At 38.6% G+C, this 18,947-nt stretch carries 15 protein-coding genes and 3 riboswitches; all 15 genes read left to right on the top strand.

Annotated elements, in window-relative coordinates; translation table 11 throughout:
- The first annotated feature begins 47 nt into the window (after window positions 1-47).
- The 15 genes from QUF86_RS19550 (at window position 48) to purU (ending at window position 18,330) form a co-directional block, all read left to right on the top strand.
- On the top strand, window positions 48-2,036 hold the full coding sequence (locus QUF86_RS19550) for an acetoacetate--CoA ligase (RefSeq protein WP_289335297.1): 1,989 nt from the start codon (window positions 48-50) through the stop codon (window positions 2,034-2,036).
- 340 nt (window positions 2,037-2,376) lie between these two features.
- A complete protein-coding gene (locus QUF86_RS19545; RefSeq protein WP_289335296.1) occupies window positions 2,377-2,970 on the top strand; it encodes a TetR/AcrR family transcriptional regulator in 594 nt (197 codons plus the stop codon).
- Between the two features lie 110 nt (window positions 2,971-3,080).
- On the top strand, window positions 3,081-3,404 hold the full coding sequence (locus tag QUF86_RS19540; protein WP_289316408.1) for a putative quinol monooxygenase: 324 nt from the start codon (window positions 3,081-3,083) through the stop codon (window positions 3,402-3,404).
- 58 nt (window positions 3,405-3,462) lie between these two features.
- Window positions 3,463-4,005, top strand: coding sequence for an NADPH-dependent FMN reductase (locus tag QUF86_RS19535; protein ID WP_289316407.1), 543 nt, complete (start codon window positions 3,463-3,465; stop codon window positions 4,003-4,005).
- Window positions 4,006-5,313: 1,308 nt separating this feature from the next.
- Window positions 5,314-5,559 (top strand): hypothetical protein, encoded by a 246-nt coding sequence (locus QUF86_RS19530; protein WP_289316406.1) that lies wholly within the window; start codon window positions 5,314-5,316, stop codon window positions 5,557-5,559.
- A 269-nt stretch (window positions 5,560-5,828) separates the two neighbouring features.
- Window positions 5,829-5,926: riboswitch (glycine riboswitch) on the top strand.
- A 3-nt stretch (window positions 5,927-5,929) separates the two neighbouring features.
- Window positions 5,930-5,986, top strand: a riboswitch (glycine riboswitch).
- A gap of 304 nt (window positions 5,987-6,290) precedes the next feature.
- Window positions 6,291-7,670 carry an amino acid permease gene (locus tag QUF86_RS19525; RefSeq protein WP_289316405.1) on the top strand — a complete coding sequence of 460 codons (1,380 nt, stop codon included), beginning with the start codon at window positions 6,291-6,293 and terminating at the stop codon, window positions 7,668-7,670.
- A 330-nt stretch (window positions 7,671-8,000) separates the two neighbouring features.
- Window positions 8,001-8,105: riboswitch (glycine riboswitch) on the top strand.
- A 186-nt stretch (window positions 8,106-8,291) separates the two neighbouring features.
- Window positions 8,292-9,542: a serine hydroxymethyltransferase gene (gene glyA, locus QUF86_RS19520; RefSeq protein WP_289335295.1), complete on the top strand. Its 1,251-nt coding sequence runs from the start codon at window positions 8,292-8,294 to the stop codon at window positions 9,540-9,542.
- A 138-nt stretch (window positions 9,543-9,680) separates the two neighbouring features.
- The gene (gene gcvT, locus QUF86_RS19515) at window positions 9,681-10,790 is read left to right on the top strand and encodes a glycine cleavage system aminomethyltransferase GcvT (protein WP_289335294.1); all 1,110 of its coding nucleotides are present in this window, start codon (window positions 9,681-9,683) and stop codon (window positions 10,788-10,790) included.
- Window positions 10,791-10,944: 154 nt separating this feature from the next.
- Window positions 10,945-11,340, top strand: a complete 396-nt coding sequence (gene gcvH, locus QUF86_RS19510; protein WP_289335293.1) for a glycine cleavage system protein GcvH — start codon at window positions 10,945-10,947, stop codon at window positions 11,338-11,340.
- A 1-nt stretch (window position 11,341) separates the two neighbouring features.
- Window positions 11,342-12,694 carry an aminomethyl-transferring glycine dehydrogenase subunit GcvPA gene (gcvPA, locus tag QUF86_RS19505; RefSeq protein WP_289316401.1) on the top strand — a complete coding sequence of 451 codons (1,353 nt, stop codon included), beginning with the start codon at window positions 11,342-11,344 and terminating at the stop codon, window positions 12,692-12,694.
- Window positions 12,687-14,168, top strand: coding sequence for an aminomethyl-transferring glycine dehydrogenase subunit GcvPB (gene gcvPB, locus QUF86_RS19500; protein ID WP_289335292.1), 1,482 nt, complete (start codon window positions 12,687-12,689; stop codon window positions 14,166-14,168). Before gcvPA ends, gcvPB begins: the two co-directional genes overlap by 8 nt.
- A gap of 239 nt (window positions 14,169-14,407) precedes the next feature.
- Complete coding sequence (gene lipA / locus QUF86_RS19495) at window positions 14,408-15,286, top strand: lipoyl synthase (RefSeq protein WP_289336259.1); 879 nt, start codon at window positions 14,408-14,410, stop codon at window positions 15,284-15,286.
- A 38-nt stretch (window positions 15,287-15,324) separates the two neighbouring features.
- A complete protein-coding gene (locus QUF86_RS19490; protein ID WP_289316399.1) occupies window positions 15,325-15,636 on the top strand; it encodes an iron-sulfur cluster biosynthesis family protein in 312 nt (103 codons plus the stop codon).
- A 114-nt stretch (window positions 15,637-15,750) separates the two neighbouring features.
- A complete protein-coding gene (gene lpdA, locus QUF86_RS19485) occupies window positions 15,751-17,148 on the top strand; it encodes a dihydrolipoyl dehydrogenase (RefSeq protein ID WP_289335291.1) in 1,398 nt (465 codons plus the stop codon).
- A 312-nt stretch (window positions 17,149-17,460) separates the two neighbouring features.
- Window positions 17,461-18,330, top strand: a complete 870-nt coding sequence (gene purU, locus QUF86_RS19480) for a formyltetrahydrofolate deformylase (protein WP_289335290.1) — start codon at window positions 17,461-17,463, stop codon at window positions 18,328-18,330.
- The last annotated feature ends 617 nt before the right edge of the window (window positions 18,331-18,947 follow it).

Raw genomic sequence — 18,947 nt, 5'->3', positions numbered from 1 at the left:
TATGAAATGATTTAATGATGAATTCGATACCTAAGGGAGATGATTAAATGAAATCGCTTACAGATGGACAAGTCATTTGGGAACCTACAAACGAACAAATCGAGCAAACGGTATTGACTCAATATATGAAATGGTTAAACGAAAAGAAAGGTTTATCATTTCAAGATTATCATGAATTATGGAAATGGTCGGTTGATGAACTGGAGGATTTTTGGGCTTCGGTTTGGGATTATTGTGATGTAAAAGCTGACAGGAAATATGACCGGGTTTTAGCGGAGCATTCAATGCCAGGGGCGAAATGGTTCGAAGGGGCAAGGCTTAATTATGCTGAAAATGCATTATTGAATGATCAAGTAGAGAAAACGGCGATCTTTTTTCGTTCCGAAAATATCAGGCTGCAAGAGGTAAGCTGGAAAGAGCTGAAAGAAAAAGTAGCTTCTGTTGCCCATTCGTTAAGGGGACTTGGTGTGAAATCCGGTGATCGTGTTGTAGCTTATATGCCAAATATCCCTGAAGCGGTCATAGCTTTCTTGGCGACAGTAAGTATAGGTGCCATCTGGTCCAGCTGTTCACCTGACTTTGGGGCAAGAAGCGTCATTGATCGTTTCAAACAGATTGAACCGGTTGTATTACTTGCGGTTGATGGGTACCAGTACAATGGAAAAGTATATGATAAAACATCCGTTGTTTCACAGCTTAAACAGGAATTGGTTACTGTCAAGCATACTGTAATGGTTCCTTACATAGAAAAGAAGGTTTTGGAAGAGAATCTGGCAGATACGATTCCATGGGATGATCTAGTAAAAGAAAAAGCCGAATTATCTTTTGAAAGTGTTCCGTTTGATCATCCGCTTTGGATTCTCTATTCATCAGGTACAACAGGAATGCCAAAACCGATTGTACAAGGACATGGCGGAATATTATTGGAGCATTTTAAATCAACAAGAATGCATCAAGGCATGACTTCCGAGGATACGGTATTCTGGTTTACGACGACAGGGTGGATGATGTGGAATCTCCTAATGGGTGGTTTGCTTAATGAAGGGACGATCGTTCTTTATGACGGCAGTCCTTCTTTCCCGGATATGGATGCCCTTTGGCAATTGGCTGAAGATACAGGCATGACTTTCTTTGGAACAAGTGCACCATTCCTTACGAATTCCATGAAGTTAGGAATCAAGCCAATGGAAAAATATGATTTATCGAAATTGAAGGCCCTTTTTTCCACTGGAGCACCTTTGTCGGGTGACGGGTACAAATGGGTGTATGAGAATGTCAAGAAGGATATCTGGCTTAGTTCATCCAGTGGCGGAACCGATGTTTGTGCCGGATTTGTAGGTGGCGTTCCTACATTACCTGTAAGAATAGGGGAGATACAAGGAAGGGCATTAGGTGTTCGTGCAGAGGCCTTTGATGAACAAGGCCGAACATTGATTAATGAAGTCGGTGAATTGGTCATTACCAAACCCATGCCGTCCATGCCGCTTTATTTCTGGAATGATCAAGACGGGACAAGATACTACGAGAGTTATTTCGATACGTATCCCGGCATTTGGAAACATGGTGATTGGATAAAAATCGACGACAAGGGCAGTTGTATCATTTATGGTCGTTCCGACTCGACCATCAACCGTTCTGGTGTACGGATGGGAACTAGCGATATCTACCGGGTCGTCGAAGCGATCGACGAGGTTATGGAAAGCCTTGTCATTGATAGGGAAGTGCTTGGCCGCGGTTCTTCCTTGCTCCTGTTCGTTGTCCTTAAGCCCGGTAATAGCCTGGATACGGCATTGACAGCAAAAATCAAGGAACAAATCAGAGGACATGTGTCCCCTCGCTTTATTCCTGACCAAATCCATGTCGTTGAACAAATACCTAAAACTTTGAACGGAAAGAAAATGGAAGTCCCGATACGTAAAGTATTGTTAGGTTTCGAGTTTGATAAAGTCGTGAATCCAGACTCCATGGGAAATCCTGAATCGCTTCAGTTCTTTAAAGAATTAGCCATTGAGTTGAATGAGAAAAAAATATTCTAGCAAACAGGCGGAGCAAAAAAGCTCCGTCTTTTTTTCTTCTTAAAAGAATTCTTCCGGCAAAACCAAGATATTGCACGTTCAAACATTTTTTAATTAATAACCCTGATTTTTCTACGATAAGGAAAGGAACGGGAAAATATAAAGAGGGATCACTTCCTCATTTATCTCCAATGGGTACATAACAAGATGAATTACTTCATCCGGGTTCTTAAGCATCTCCTCAGTATAATGACAAACTTACCTTATGATGGAAATTTTTGTTGACAAATTTAAAACTGATGAATAGAATAAAATAAAAATGACAGTAAGCACTGACAGTTTGAAGGGTAGAGGTGAGAGTATGAGTAACAGTCATAATCTAAGTAACGATGATAAGCTACTTTTTGCTGCGATCGATCTAATAGCAGAGAAAGGCTACAATGGTGTTACTACTCTGGAAATCGCTGGTGCGGCAGGTTTGAGTGAAAAGACACTGTTTCGTCGCTTCGGAAGTAAGCAAAATCTTTTAGAAACGGCATTTGACCGATATCACTATGCCGAAGAAATGACAAAACTTTTTAATGAAAGGCAAATCGTTTGGGATTTACATTCAGACTTACTACTGATAAGTCGAACATATCATGAAATCATGAATCGTAACCGGAAAATGATTATGATAAGTATCAAGGAAGAAGGCAATTTACCCGGATTTCGAGAAAGAACACAAAAGCATCCTCGGCAGTTACTGGAAATTTTGACAAACTATTTTAACACGATGTATGAAAAAGGAAAACTTATTCACACAGACCCAGAGCTGCAAGCGTGGTCGTTCATGATGATGAATTTTGGTGCCTTTATGAACAACCTGGATGCCGATGAGAACTATCCGACCGTGTCCCTTGAGGCATTTATAATGGAAAGTGTGCAAACATTCACTAGGGCATTAACTCCCTAGTTTTTCCTAAATAATCATGACAGTTAGTACTGACACCCAATAATGAAAAAGAAAGAGCAGATTTATAACGCATTGAGAAAAATAAATTTAAATGACAGGAGATTATGTATATGAATTCAAGTAAATTAATAGTATGGATTAATGTATTTACAGCTAAACCTGGCAAACTAGATGAATTAGTTGCGATACAGTCTGAAGAACTTCTCAATTTTAAGAGGGGATCTCAAGGTGTTCCTGGTTGGATTAATAGTCGTTGGCATCGTTCTGTTGATAAAAATAAGGCTATTATGATAACTACCTTTGAAAGTGTTGATCATCATAAAAATTGGTTAGAAAAAAGTGAATTTACTGAACACCTTAACAAGATAAATCATCTCATTGAAGATGCAGAAGGTGGGTACTACACATTAGTGGAAGTCATTGAAAACATATAAATCAATTAAAATTATAACTTCATTATTTTAAACAAACATTAACGAGGAGGAAAAACCATTGGGGAAATTAAACATTGGAATTATCTTAGGAAGCACACGTCAAGGACGCGTAAGTCCACAAGTAGGAAATTGGGTAAAAGAAATAGCAGATAAACGCGGAGATGCAAATTATGAAATCGTAGATATTGCAGACTTTAAATTGCCTTTTTTGGGTGAAGGCACTGGTAAAGAACCAGGGTTAACAGCTTGGGCAGAAAAACTTTCCAGCTTAGATGGATTTGTTTTTATCGTACAGGAATACAATCACAGTATTACAGGAGCATTAAAAAATGCGCTTGATTCCGCACGCGATGAATGGAACAACAAGGCGGCGGGCATCGTGAGCTATGGTTCAACAGGCGGAGCTCGTGCAGCTGAACATTTGCGTGGCATCTTAGGTGAATTACTTGTTGCGGACGTTCGAGTAAATCCAACATTTTCACTATTTACAGACTTTGAAAACTACAAGACATTTAAACCAGCTGATTTACACCTTGGTAATGTCAATGCAATGTTAGATCAAACGATTGCATGGAGCGGTGCCTTAAAAAAATTAAGATAAGCTTGATAGTTTACTAACCGCTCTTAAAGTAGCTTCCATTGCTATGCTACTATACTCTTACATGGATTATGCACAGTTAAAAAGCAAAACGGCCTTCCAAAATTTAGTCTAGTTTAAAAGATTTAGTATAGCATGAAATATTTAATATGTTTATTGAAAAATGTTGACAAACCATTGGTTAGTTCTCTAAGGCCTATTGTAGAGTTGACGAAAACTGTGCGATTATACGGGCACATAAAGCGCCCGTATAATTTCTACTTTTATTTAGAAGGAGCAAAAAGTAAATGTTTCTTGTTTCTTTAATTTTCTTTCGTGTCATTTTCTTTTACTATGCGAATATAAAGTCCTTTACGAGTCTTTTTAAAGAAATGTACGGAGTTACACCTCATGTTTACCGTGAAAACCATTCGTAAGAACAAATTGATTCGTTTCAAAGCTATCATATCGAAGATGCCGAAACATTGATAAATTCACCAGAAATTTTAGCTATATTGGAAACCGTACTAACCAAACATGATCACTCGTAGAAACGATTACAGCAGATGTTGAAACAGATGAAGTGATTGCAACAAGTTCACCTTACTTTAAATCAGATGTTGCTCTGAATGGACATTCTCTTTTTATCAGAATTGAATATCAAGAAATTACCGCGAATGAGGAAAATTATTTTTCAAAAGCTTTATGGTTTTATGAAGCATTGTTTACAAGTATACGGAGCATTTATTTAAGTACATGGCACTTTCTCTTTTATAAGCCTTATTACACCGCTGTTGAACCAAAGGAATTAGAACGAGTATATTTATTTAAATTGTATGATTTACTAAAAAAACTTGTTTAAGACATTCTTTATTCCTATTTAACGATTAATGCAATTCATTTTTTTATATTAGAAAAGCGATTATATGAAACAGTCATTGTTGCGATGAGCTCCAATGGCTTTTTCTATTTTATAGCAATACTTCTTTCGAATGGTTTATTTACTTGCTAAGTTGAGTATTCACCTCCCTTTTTTGATGTTAATATTTGTTAGTGAAATATCTTACTATCTATAATAGGAATATACGCAAATAATAAGGTATATATATTTGATCATACTATATGAATATGTTTTAAAAGAAGAGGATAACCAACTTAGAGTTCCGGTTTGACACAGGTAAAATGTAATGGGAGATGGTTTCGTTAACACGTCAAGCGTTGTGAAAATGAATACGTGATGATAAATATAAACCTTATTGATCCAAATTATGTTATTCTATTTCTGTTTACAACAGTCCGTCGGAAAAACTGTAAAGGGGGTATAAGGTTAAAATGGTTAAGGAAAAGAAAATCAAGCTAAAGAAGCCAAAGAAGTGGTGGGGATGGGTTCTAGCAATTGTCATCATTGCTAATATAGCAGGTGGTGGGGACAAAGAGGAAGTTGCTAAAGAAGAGAAGGCTTCTGAAAATACTGCTGAACTTAGGGAGGAAGCTCCTAGACAATCTCTACTGCTGCAAGGATTTTCGCGAGTCTCGAATTTTCTCTTTTTCCATACATCAATTATGTTAAAACTATAGTTATTATGTCCTCTCCGGGCTTTAAATTTTGTTTCGGAAAAATGCCGAAATTTTTGCTTATACATAAGCTTGTTTGGGATTCTTTGCGACATAGAAAAGCTGCTAATAAGCTTGATTTTTCATAGCTAATAACTTCTAAAATATACTGTTCATAAAGTTCAAATTAGTCCATGCTTAAATTTCAGAAAATAGAGTTTTTTCAGATAATCGTTGAAATATCCATTAAAACCCGATAATATACAACTATTAAAACAACTTTATATCAGCGGATGATGATTGTGGGAGAGTCTAAACAATGTTTAGCACCGAAGGAGCAAATCCTAAAAGCAGGGACTAATCTCTCAGGTAAAAGGACTACAATTGGACGCGTCTCTGAAGAGAGCCATAGGCCACCGAAGGAGTTAAACTCTCAGGTAAAAGGACAGAGGAAAGTAGGAAAATACCTATCTTTCCTCTGTCCTTTTTTGTACCTGGAAAGATAAAAAGAGAGGAAGTGTGCATTGAGATCTGAAGATAAATGATCTATCCTTTGATTTGTACAATTAATGCTATATTTTCAAAAAAGGTAGGTAGCTTTATTTCAAAAAACTATATCTAGTACCCACCTAGGAAAGCGCTTACAATGATAGGTCAGTCTCCCAGTACGCTAATAATTCACACTCATTGAAGGGCTGACCCTTTATAAGGAAAAAATTCCAAGTAGCCTATAAAAGTAGAAAGTGGGAGATCGTATGCAGGAACAAAAGTTGGATAGAGGGTTAAAAAACAGGCACGTACAACTCATAGCTATTGGTGGGGCAATCGGAACGGGATTATTTCTTGGAGCAGGAAAATCTATTAATTTAGCTGGGCCATCAATTCTATTTGCTTACATGATTACAGGCATCATTTGCTTTTTAATCATGCGCGCACTTGGAGAACTACTCTTATCTAATTTGAACTATCATTCCTTTGTTGACTTTGTAAGAGACTATTTAGGTAATATGGCAGCATTTGTAACCGGCTGGACCTACTGGTTTTGCTGGATCTCAATCGCAATGGCCGACTTAACGGCAGTTGGTCTTTATACTCAGTATTGGTTTCCCTCCGTACCTCAGTGGATGCCAGGATTGATTGCCCTAGTCATTCTGCTATTTATGAATCTTGCAACCGTTAAACTTTTTGGCGAAATGGAATTCTGGTTCGCATTAATAAAGGTCATCGCTATTCTAGCATTAATTGTTATCGGTATTTTCATGATTATTAAAGGCTTTTCCACTGATTCAGGCGCAGCAAGTTTCACGAATCTATGGAGTCACGAAGGTATGTTCCCAAATGGAATAAATGGTTTTGTCCTCTCATTCCAGATGGTAGTGTTTGCGTTTGTGGGCATTGAACTTGTAGGACTTACAGCAGGTGAAACAGAAAATCCAGAAAAAGTTATCCCCAAAGCCATAAATAATATTCCTATTCGGATTATAATTTTCTATATTGGCGCACTTATTGTCATTATGAGTGTTTATCCGTGGAACGCAATCATCCCAACGGAAAGCCCATTCGTCCAAGTATTTGTGGCTGTAGGTATTGCTGGAGCTGCTGGTATCGTTAATTTTGTCGTCCTAACATCGGCTGCTTCGGCATGTAACAGCGCAATCTTCAGTACAAGCCGGATGGTATACTCACTTGCCAAAGATAAAAATGCACCTGTACCGTTTGCAAAACTTAATGACCGTAAAGTACCTTCCAATGCATTGTTCTTTTCAACTGTCGTCATTTTAATTTCCGTTGTTTTGAACTATTTAATGCCTGAAGGAGTATTTACCTTGATTACAAGTATTTCTACAGTATGTTTCATCTTTATTTGGGGAATTACAGTCATCAGTCATTTGAAATACCGTAAAACAAGACCTGATCTAGTGAAAAAGAACAAATTTAAATTACCATTTTATCCAATTTCCAATTACTTGATCCTTGCTTTCCTAGCGTTCGTCCTTGTTGTTCTTGCACTTGCGAGCGACACTCGTGTTGCCTTATTCGTTACTCCTGTTTGGTTCATTATGCTGATTACGATTTATAAGATTCGCCAAACGAAGGTGGAACAGGCGAATCAGAGAGAGGTAGCGGGGAATTAAGGGGCAAGAAACCCTTTGATTCAATTTGCGGTGTTTGTCCAGATAGTTGCCGCTCCATATTTTCCTAACCCGGTGAGTAAAAAATCTGCCCATTATAAAAAGCCAAAGATATCTGGATAATCATATTATAATTCGAAAAAATTATTTTAGAATAGTGGTGTTAGCGCTTTCAAAAAAGCTTGACATAATTATTCTCAACAACTATTCTAAATGTACCAAATTGAATAAGCGGATGACAGTTGTGGGAGAGTGCAAAGCGACAAGCCACCGAAGGAGCAAGTTCCAAAAAGACCCTTGGAACAAATCTCTCAGGTAGATGGAACCACAAATGGACGCACCTCTGGAGAGCGCGTATTAACATATACGCCACCAAAGGGGAAAGGCTCTATTAAAAAATGGGGCTAAACTCTCAGGTAAAAGGACAGAGAAGGGTAGAGAACGCTACGACCCTTTTCTGTCCTTTTTTGCGTGCAAAAAAGGTTGTAAAACATACTGTTTTTAACAGTTTTCATAGAAAAGCAGGCCTGTAGCGGGAAAGAAATATAGTGTCTGGTACCATATTGGAATTAATAATTAAGTAAAAATTCAGAATTGAGAAAAAATGTCTGGGAGGAAAATAAAATGAGTTTACAACAAAATGATTTAACCATTTTTGAAGCGATTGAGAAAGAAGGACAACGTCAACATCAAACACTGGAATTGATTGCATCAGAAAATTTTGTTAGCCCGGATGTATTAGAGGCAATGGGAAGCGTGATGACAAATAAATATGCAGAAGGTTATCCAGGAAAGCGCTATTATGGTGGATGTGAATTTGTCGATGTGGCAGAACAAACGGCTATTGAACGGCTAACGAAGCTTTTTGGTGCCAAATATGCAAATGTTCAGCCTCACTCAGGTGCACAAGCCAATTTCGCAGTTTTTTTCGCACTGCTTCAGCCTGGTGATAAGGTGATGGGAATGAACCTTTCACATGGTGGCCACTTAACTCATGGATGTCCAGTCAGCGTTTCAGGTAAATGGTTTGAAGTTGTGTCTTATGGAGTTAGAGAAGATACTCAGTTAATTGATTATGATGAGTTGGAAGCTATCGCAAAGAAAGAAAAACCTAAATTGATTATTGCAGGAACAAGTGCCTATCCAAGATCGATTAATTTTGCACGATTTAGAGAAATTGCAGATCAAGTTGGTGCAAAACTTATGGTGGATATGGCTCATATAGCCGGGCTGGTAGCTACTGGTCTTCACCCATCCCCAATCCCTTATGCGGATGTTGTGACAAGTACAACTCATAAAACATTAAGAGGACCACGGGGGGGCATCATTTTAACGAATGATGAAGTAATTATCAAAGCAATTAATAAATCCGTATTCCCAGGAATTCAAGGCGGTCCACTTATGCATATCATTGCAGCAAAAGCAGTTGCATTCAACGAAGCTTTACAACCAAGCTTTAAGGATTATGCGAAACAAGTCATTGAAAATGCTAGAACACTCGGCGAAACATTAAAAAATGAAGGTGCAGCACTTGTTTCTGGTGGAACAGATAATCATATTGTCCTTTTAGATTTGCGTCCGTGGAATTTAACAGGAAAAGAAGCAGAGAAATTATTGGAAGACGCAGGCATTACCGTTAATAAAAATACGATTCCCTATGATCCAGAAAAGCCATTTGTTACGAGCGGTATCCGAATGGGGACAGCAGCTTTAACAACTCGAGGCATGAAGAAAGAAGAGATGGTGAAAATTGGTGAAGTGATTGCAACTGTTCTAAAGAGTAAAGGGAATAAAGTCGTTCTTCAGAAAGCAAAAGAAACGACCAAAGGGATTTGTGATGGTTATCCGTTATTTCAACAGCCAATTACTGTGTAAAGAAAGGGACAGCTTAATGGAATTATGCCTTTGCTGAAAACTTGAGCAACGGCCATGGCAGCGAGATATGTCTCCTGGCAATAAAGAAACCGGTAACAGTTGAACTATTTTGCAGAAAATCATAATTGGGGGTAAACGATGGGTATTGAAACAGCATTAAAGCAAACACCGCTTTTTGAAGTATATAAAAAATACGGAGCAAAAGTTATAAATTTTGGTGGCTGGGCTCTGCCGGTTCAATTTACCAGCATTTTAGAAGAGCATGAAGCTGTTCGAACTGAAGCAGGACTTTTTGATGTTTCTCATATGGGAGAAGTACTTGTGGAAGGGAAAGATGCCGAGAGTTATATTAACTACCTTGTTACAAACGATGTAACAAAGCTTAGCATAAATCAAGCACAGTATACCGCAATGTGTTATCCAGACGGTGGAACGGTAGATGATTTATTAGTTTATAAATTAGGGAATGAAAAATATTTACTCGTCATTAATGCCGCAAACATTGAGAAAGATTACGAATGGATGAAGCAGCATGTAAAAGGAGAGATGGCGCTCCAAAATATTTCGGAAGACATCGCTCAGCTTGCCATCCAAGGACCAAAGGCAGAAAGCATTTTGCAAAAGTTAACGGAAATAGATTTATCAGAAATTGGTTCTTTTAAATTCGCCCAACATGTCAACATCTCTGGGATTACCGACGTACTTGTATCCCGTACAGGTTATACAGGAGAAAATGGTTATGAACTTTATTTATCTGCAGACAAAGCGGTAGTACTTTGGGAAAAGATCTTAGAGGCAGGAGCCACGAGTGGATTAAAACCATGCGGACTAGGTGCACGGGACACGCTTCGTCTTGAAGCACGTCTTGCACTCTATGGCCAAGAACTTAGTAAAGATATCAGCCCGCTTGAAGCAGGAATCGGCTTTGTCGTAAAGACGAATAAAGAAGGTGACTTTATCGGAAAATCTGCTCTTACAGAACAAAAAGAAGATGGATTAAAACGAAAAATAGTAGGGATTGAAGTAACAGGCCGTGGGATTCCGCGTCATGGTTACAAGGTAATTTCTAAAGATGGAGAGGAAATAGGTATTGTTACATCAGGAACACAATCACCATCTTTGAAGAAAAGCTTAGGTCTTGCCTTAGTATCAGCCGATCAAGCTGAAGTGGGTACGCCGATAAAAGTGGAAATCCGAAATAAACAGATTGAAGCCGTTATTGTTAATGTACCATTCTACAAAAGATAAGCGGAAATATTTTAATAGAGTTATCGTAGTTTTCTAGAGTCAATTTCAGTTACCTGGTATGCAGCCTGAAATCGACTACCTAAAAGTAAAATTATCAGAAATATATTCTGAATTATGGCAATAGTGAAAAAATGAAAAAAAAGGGGAAAATACAATGACGAAAGTAATATCAAGTTTTCGATATAGCAAAGAACATGAGTGGGTGCAACAATTAGAAGGAAATCGTGTACGTATTGGAATCTCTGATTATGCACAAAAGGCGTTAGGTGATATCGTCTTTGTTGAAAATCCAGCGATTGATGATGAAGTAACTGTCAATGAATCGATGGGAACGATCGAGTCAGTTAAAGCAGTTTCCGAAATTTACTCACCTGTTTCAGGTACGGTAGTTACTGTAAACGAAGAGTTAGAAGGTGCCCCAGAGACGATTAACGAGCATCCATTTGAAGCAGGGTGGTTAGTCGAAGTAGAAATGTCCAATCCAGAAGAGTTAGACACACTTCTAAACGAAGATGAGTATCAAGCATTTACTAATGAAGGAGAGGAATAATATGACAGCCACTTATAGATACCTTCCTGATACGAAACAAGATCAAGACGAAATGCTCTCATTTTTAAATATTTCTTCTATAGATGAGTTATTTGAAGATATTCCAGCTGAAATTAGGCTGCAGGGTGAGCTAAACATCCCAAAGGCGGTTCCTGAACCGCTTCTTTTGAAAAGAATGAACCAGCTTGCTACAAAAAACAAAAATGCGAATCATTACCCGACTTTCCTAGGTGCGGGTACATATGATCACTACATTCCAAGTGTGGTAAACCATATGATTTCACGCTCCGAATTTTACACGGCCTATACACCTTACCAACCGGAAATCAGTCAAGGTGAATTACAAGCAATTTTTGAATTTCAAACGATGGTTTGTGAGTTGACAGGAATGGATGTGGCTAACTCTTCCATGTACGATGGTTTTACAGCGCTAGCAGAAGGTGCATCACTTGCTGTTACATCTACAAGACGTTCGAAAGTTCTTGTATCCAAAGCGGTACATCCTGAATCCCGTGCTATTTTACATACAGTAGCAGCAGGTCCGGGATACACAGCTGAGGAAGTAAACCTTGCCGGTGAGATTACAGATTTAGGGAAGCTTCAAGAACAAATTGATAAAGACACTGCTGCCGTAATTGTTCAATATCCAAATTTCTTCGGTTCCATTGAGGATATAGATGCAATTAAAAAAATTGCGGAAGAAAAAGGTGCCCTGTTAATTGTAAGCGCCAATCCTCTTGCACTAGCACTCTTGCAGGCTCCTGGGAAACTTGGGGCAGATATTGTGATCGGTGATATGCAGCCATTAGGAATCCCGATGTCCTTTGGCGGTCCACACTGCGGCTATTTTGCGGTAAGTAAGAAACTCATGCGCAAAATCCCAGGACGTATTGTAGGCCAAACAGCAGATGAAAAAGGACAGCGTGGATTTGTGTTAACACTTCAAGCACGTGAACAACATATTCGCCGTGATAAAGCCTCATCCAATATTTGTTCCAACCAAGCATTAAATGCTCTTGCCTCTTCTATTTGTATGACATCACTTGGGAAGCAAGGGATTCGTCAAATGGCACAGCTAAACATTGAGAAAGCTGATTACATGGCGAAAACCTTAGAGCAGAAGGGCTTTACTATATACAATGAAGCACCATTCTTCAATGAGTTTGTTGTCGGGCTTCCTCGTCCGGTAAAGGAAGTCAATGCAAAACTTCTTAAGGCGGGTATTATCGGTGGATTTGATTTAGAAAGTGATTACGGTTTTGAAAATAAAATGCTGCTAGCTGTGACTGAGCAGCGAACAAAAGAAGAAATTGACCAATTTGTTGATGCTTTGGAGGCGATTGTAAATGGTTGAATATAATGAGTTAATTTTTGAAATAAGTCGTCCAGGACGGGTAGGTTCAAGTATTCCGGATAGTGACGTTGACTATGTTGATATAAATGAAAAATTTCAAAAGCATTTAATTCGTGACGAACCGGCTGAGTTGCCAGAAGTATCAGAGTTGCAGCTTGTCCGCCATTACACAGCGCTCTCTAATAAAAACCATGGAATCGATAATGGATTCTATCCTCTGGGTTCTTGCACGATGAAGTACAATCCGAAAATAAATGAAGATGTGGCACGTTTGGAAGGATTTAGCCGCATTCATCCCTATCAGCCCGTTGAAACAGTACAGGGAGCATTAGAGGTTTTATATGAATTACAGGAAGAGCTAGCGGTCATTACAGGAATGGATGCTGTTACATTACAGCCTTCCGCTGGGGCTCAAGGGGAATGGACAGGTTTAATGATGGTTAAAGCGTATCATGCTCAAAAAGGTGAAACCAGAACGAAAGTACTTGTTCCAGACTCAGCGCACGGTACAAATCCTGCAAGTGCAAGTGTTGCTGGTTTTCAAACGATCACGATTCCATCCGATAAAAATGGATTAGTTGACTTAGAAGAATTAAAGAAACATGTGGGATCTGATACAGCTGCGCTAATGCTGACGAATCCGAATACCCTTGGACTTTTTGAAAAAGAAATTGTGGAAATCGCTCAGGTTGTTCATAAAGCAGGGGGCCTATTATATTATGACGGAGCGAATGCAAATGCCATTTTAGGTAAAACAACACCAGGTCAAATGGGCTTTGACATTGTACACCTAAATCTTCACAAAACATTTACGACTCCTCATGGAGGTGGCGGTCCAGGGGCAGGTCCTGTCGGTGTGAAAGAGAAACTTACTCCATACTTGCCAGTACCGCGCATAGAAAAAGAAGGTGATAAATATGTGCTGAACGCTAATTATCCGGACTCTATCGGAAGGGTAAAAGGGTATTATGGAAACTTCGGAATTCTCTTGCGGGCGTATACTTATATTCGCACGATGGGGCCTGAAGGTCTGCGCCAAGTATCAGAAAGTGCCGTGCTTCATGCTAATTACCTTCGTAAAAGATTGGAGCCGTATTTTGAAGCGCCATATTTACAAATTTGCAAGCATGAATTTGTCCTATCCGGATCCAATCAGAAAAAGCTGGGTGTAAGAACGCTTGACATAGCAAAACGCCTGCTAGATTTCGGCTATCACCCGCCGACTATCTATTTCCCATTAAATGTTGAGGAATGTTTGATGATTGAACCGACAGAAACAGAGTCGAAAGAAACACTCGATGCTTTTGCGGATGTAATGATTACAATTGCCAAAGAAGTGGAAGAAAACCCAGGGGTTGTTTTAGAAGCACCACATACTACAGTGATTGGGCGATTGGATGAGGTCCAAGCTGCTAGACAACCAATCTTGCGTTATTCCAAAGAAGTAGTAGAGGAAGCAACGGTAACGTCATAAATGAATGAGCATGAACCGCCAAGGATGGAATATGAAGAAATGAATCTCGATATTTCATTCTAGGTGGTTTCATAAGCGTGTTTAAAAAGGATGAAAAAAGTGCCAAGAGGTGCAAGGAGAAAATAGTCTTGAGAACTGAAAAGACAGAGCAACGGAGAAACTCTATCGGTCTTTTTTTAGGCCTATTGAACAACCTCTTTCAAGCTAAAATACATCTGCTCATAGGAGTGAGAAATAAAATGTCCATCAAAGATCTTCGTAAACCAGAATGGCTTAAAATTAAATTGAATACGAATGAACAATATACGGGCTTAAAGAAAATGATGCGTGAAAAAAAACTTCATACTGTTTGTGAAGAAGCAAGATGCCCTAACATTCATGAATGCTGGGCGGTACGAAAAACGGCAACTTTCATGATTTTAGGAAGTGTATGTACGCGAGCTTGCAGGTTCTGTGCAGTTCAAACAGGGCTACCATCAGAGCTTGATTGGGAAGAACCCGAACGTGTCGCAGAATCAGTAAAGCAAATGAACCTAAAGCATGTGGTGATTACCGCAGTTGCTCGTGATGACTTAAATGACGGCGGAGCAAAGGTATTTGCAGAAACTGTAAAGGCAGTGAGGCGGCAAAATCCATTTTGCAGCATTGAAGTTCTCCCCTCGGATCTGAATGGGGAATATGACAACTTAAAAACATTAATGGATACAAGACCAGACATTTTGAATCACAACATTGAAACAGTAAAACGCTTATCCCAAAAGGTTCGTGCACGTGCAACATACGAACGTTCATTAGAGTTTTTACGGCGGGCAAAACAAATGAATTCCACTATTCCTACGAAATCAAGCATTATGATTGGTCTAGGAGAAACAAAAGAAGAAATTATGGAAACAATGGATGATCTTCGTGCTAACGATGTGGACATTATGACTATTGGTCAATATTTGCAGCCGACTAAACGACATTTAAAGGTTGAAAAATATTGGAGTCCAGAAGAGTTTGAAGAACTGAAAAACATTGCCATGTCAAAAGGGTTTAGTCATTGCGAAGCCGGTCCGCTTGTTCGCTCCTCCTATCATGCAGATGAACAAGTTCGTGCAACTAAGGCTAATGCGTAATCATTTGTCAATAAACCATTAAGAAAGGGGAGAATCAGATGATAGCCAAAATAAAAATAACAGAGGCAGCCATGAATAAACTGAAGGAAATGACATGTAAAGGTACGCAAATTCCTCGCATTGAAGCTGATATTGCCGGCGGCTGCGGGGTGTCGGTGAAGTTCTCCCTCTTATTGGACGAGCCCCGCAGAAACGATTTAATTATTGAATATGAGGGAGTTAAGCTTAGATTAGATCATTTTACAAAACGCTATTTAGATGAAGAAACACAAATTGATTATATAGAAGATAGTGGCTTTATTGTTGGAGAAAGCTTTGCATCCAGTGCATGTGCCATTGAAATAAATTAAAGTATCGTGATCGTTTACCTATTAATAGAATAGATCGTGTTTAATAAGTTAGTTGTTTTCTTACACTATCATATATCTATCTATGGTTATGAAAACCAAAGGGGGAAGAATTAGGTGAATCAACAATATGACGTTGTTATCATCGGTGGCGGCACCGGTGGATATGTTGCGGCCATTCGTGCGTCTCAATTAGGATTAAAAACGGCGGTAGTTGAACAAGGTAAACTTGGTGGAACTTGCCTTCATGCAGGTTGTATTCCAAGTAAAGCATTATTAAGAAGTGCAGAGGTATATTCGAATGCAAAGAATGCAGATAAATTTGGTGTTATTGCACCGGAAGTTGGACTGGACTTCTCAAAAGTACAGGCCAGGAAAGAAGAAATTACTGAACGCTTATATAAAGGTGTACAACATTTAATGAAAAAAGGGAAAATAGATGTGCTTGAAGGAAAAGGGAGTATTTTACAGTCTAAAGATGTTTTAGTGAGATTGAATAATGATGAACGGGAAACAATATTAAACCCTCGAAATATTTTAATAGCTACAGGATCTCGTCCAAGGACATTACCCGGCCTAGAAGCAGATAGTGAATATGTGATGACATCGGATGAAGCTCTACAAATGAAAGAGCTCCCAAATTCCATCATTATTGTCGGCGGCGGTGTTATTGGAATAGAATGGGCTTCGATGCTTATTGACTTTGGATTAGAAGTAACTGTGATAGAGTATGCCGAGCGCATTTTACCGACGGAAGATAAAGATATTTCAAAGGAAGTACAGCGATTAATGAAGAAAAAAGGTGTAAAAATCGTAACAGGGGCAAAGGTGCTTCCAGAATCGTTAGAAAAAGGAGACGGTGTCTCTATAAAGGCGGAATATAAAGGTAAAGACACGACATTTTCAGCAGAAAAATTATTAGTATCTGTCGGAAGATTAGCAAACATAGAAGGCATTCACCTTGAAAATACCAAAGTTGAAGTCGAACGTGTTATTCAAACAAATGAGTATTATCAAACGAATGAGCCAAACATTTATGCAATTGGAGATGTGATTGGAGGATTACAGCTTGCCCATGTTGCTTCACATGAAGGGATCATCGCAATTGAACATATGGCAGGAGAAAACCCTCTGCCACTTGATCAATCTCTTGTTTCAAAATGCATATATAGTAACCCGGAGGTAGCTAGTGTCGGGTTAACAGAAGAGGATGCGAGGGAGAAAGGGTATCAAGTAAAAACAGGGAAGTTCTCCTTCCGAGCGATTGGAAAGGCTCTTGTTTTTGGTGAATCAGACGGTTTTGTCAAACTCGTTGTTGAAGAAGAGTCTTGTAAATTGTTAGGAGCGCATATGGTTGGGCCTCATGTAACCGATATGATTTCAGAAGCTGGTCTTGCACGAGTATTAAATGCAACAGCTATGGATATTGCGCATACGATACACCCTCACCCTACATTAGCGGAAGCAATTGGGGAAGCTGCCCTAGCTGTATATGATAAGGAAATACACGCATAGATATAAAGATCGTAAAAGAAGAGTTGAATACTTCTTCCTTCATGGGGGAGGTGAACCATATGATAGGTGGGAGAAGCAAGGCATTAAGTATTAGGCAGTATCACTCTGAAAACTGAAGATGTGAAATTGTGGAAGGGAAAGCGTCAATTTTTAAGGTCTACAGCCCTCCCTCACCGTAGTTCAAGATTACTAGAAATGAAATTGTAGTGACGGTATTGTTTGGACACCTATAGCGGTTGTGTGTAGCCATCATTCTGAATTCGAAAGTTTTTACATATTTTAATTATAAATCTAAAGGATGGTGAGAGTCCATTGTATAAAGAAGTGAATGTTAACCGTGCTAAATTATTAATATCTTGTCCAGAGAAACCAGGTATTATCTCGGCTGTATCTAACCTTTTATTAGAAAGCAGAGCAAATGTTGTTCATTTTGACCAACATACGACGGATCCAAAAGCAGGTATGTTTTTTATGAGAATCGAATTTGATTTAAACGACTTTGATGCTTCCTATGCAAAACTTGAAAAAGACTTACATGTGCTGGCCCAGGCTTATGCGATGGAATGGAGCTTAAGCGGTAATAATAAAAGAAAACGAATGGCCATCTTTGTATCCAAAATGGAACACTGTCTTATGGAGCTTATATGGCGTTGGAAATCGAATGAACTTCCAGTGGAAATCCCGATGGTGATCAGTAATCATCCTGATTTAAAAAAAATAGTAGAAAGTTATGACATCCCTTATTATCATATTCCTTTAGCTCATGAAACGAAGCAACAAGCAGAACAGAAAGCACTAGATTTATTGAAAGGGAAAGTAGACTTCATTGCCTTGGCTAGATATATGCAAATTCTTTCTCCTGCATTTGTATCGGAGTTCCCAAATCAAATTATTAACATTCATCATTCTTTCTTACCGGCGTTTGTCGGTGCAAATCCTTATGCGAGGGCCTATAACCGTGGTGTTAAGTTAATTGGAGCAACTGCTCATTATGTTACGAATGATCTTGATGAAGGACCCATTATTCAGCAAGATGTAAAGAGGGTTAATCATAGACATACAATCGAAGAATTAAAGGTTACCGGAAGTCATGTGGAAAGACAGGTTCTTGCCCAAGCTGTTTCTTGGCATATTGAAGATAGAGTTATTATTCATGGCAATAAAACAATCGTGTTTGATTGAATACAATATTATGATGCTTCAAAGATGGAGATAAACATTAATTTTATAGATAATTGAGGAACTTATTATTTTTCCAATAAGGTTTTTCTCTACTAATTCTCTTGAAAAAGACTAAATACTCGACCATGTGGGATATTTTGTCATATCTCGAACGGGACACCATTACTATTTATACCTATTCCTATATTAATACCCACATCTCAATCTCTATTATAATCGAATCAATTCCATTCCATAAAAGTTTTGCCTTGGTTAGAGTGATAGAATTTAAGTCATTCATTTCAAAAAACGAATAACAGCTTGATTTTTTGTCCATTTGTTGATTGAGGCGATCTAATGCTAATTTCGGAGCATTATAAATATAAACAAGCATCGTAAGATCGAAATGTGCTTTAGCTTTTTCGCCTGTTTGATAACTGAAATTATTTTTAGTTAAAAAAACTCTTTTTTAAACATTTACGCGCTCAACGGCCGTTCTCGTCTTGTAAAGCTTTTTCCATGCTTCTGTACATGTAACCGGGACGGGCCACACCAATCGCAGTGTTGGGAGTTAGGTACGGTTTCAATTCTTAGCTTAATCGTGTTCATAATTAATAGATTAGGACCGTTTCGGCGAA

The sequence above is a fragment of the Peribacillus sp. NJ11 genome, from assembly GCF_030348405.1.
Taxonomy (GTDB): Bacteria; Bacillota; Bacilli; order Bacillales; family DSM-1321; genus Peribacillus.
The sequence above is the reverse complement of the archived record's forward strand: the minus strand, read 5'-3'. Positions and strand labels throughout refer to the sequence as shown.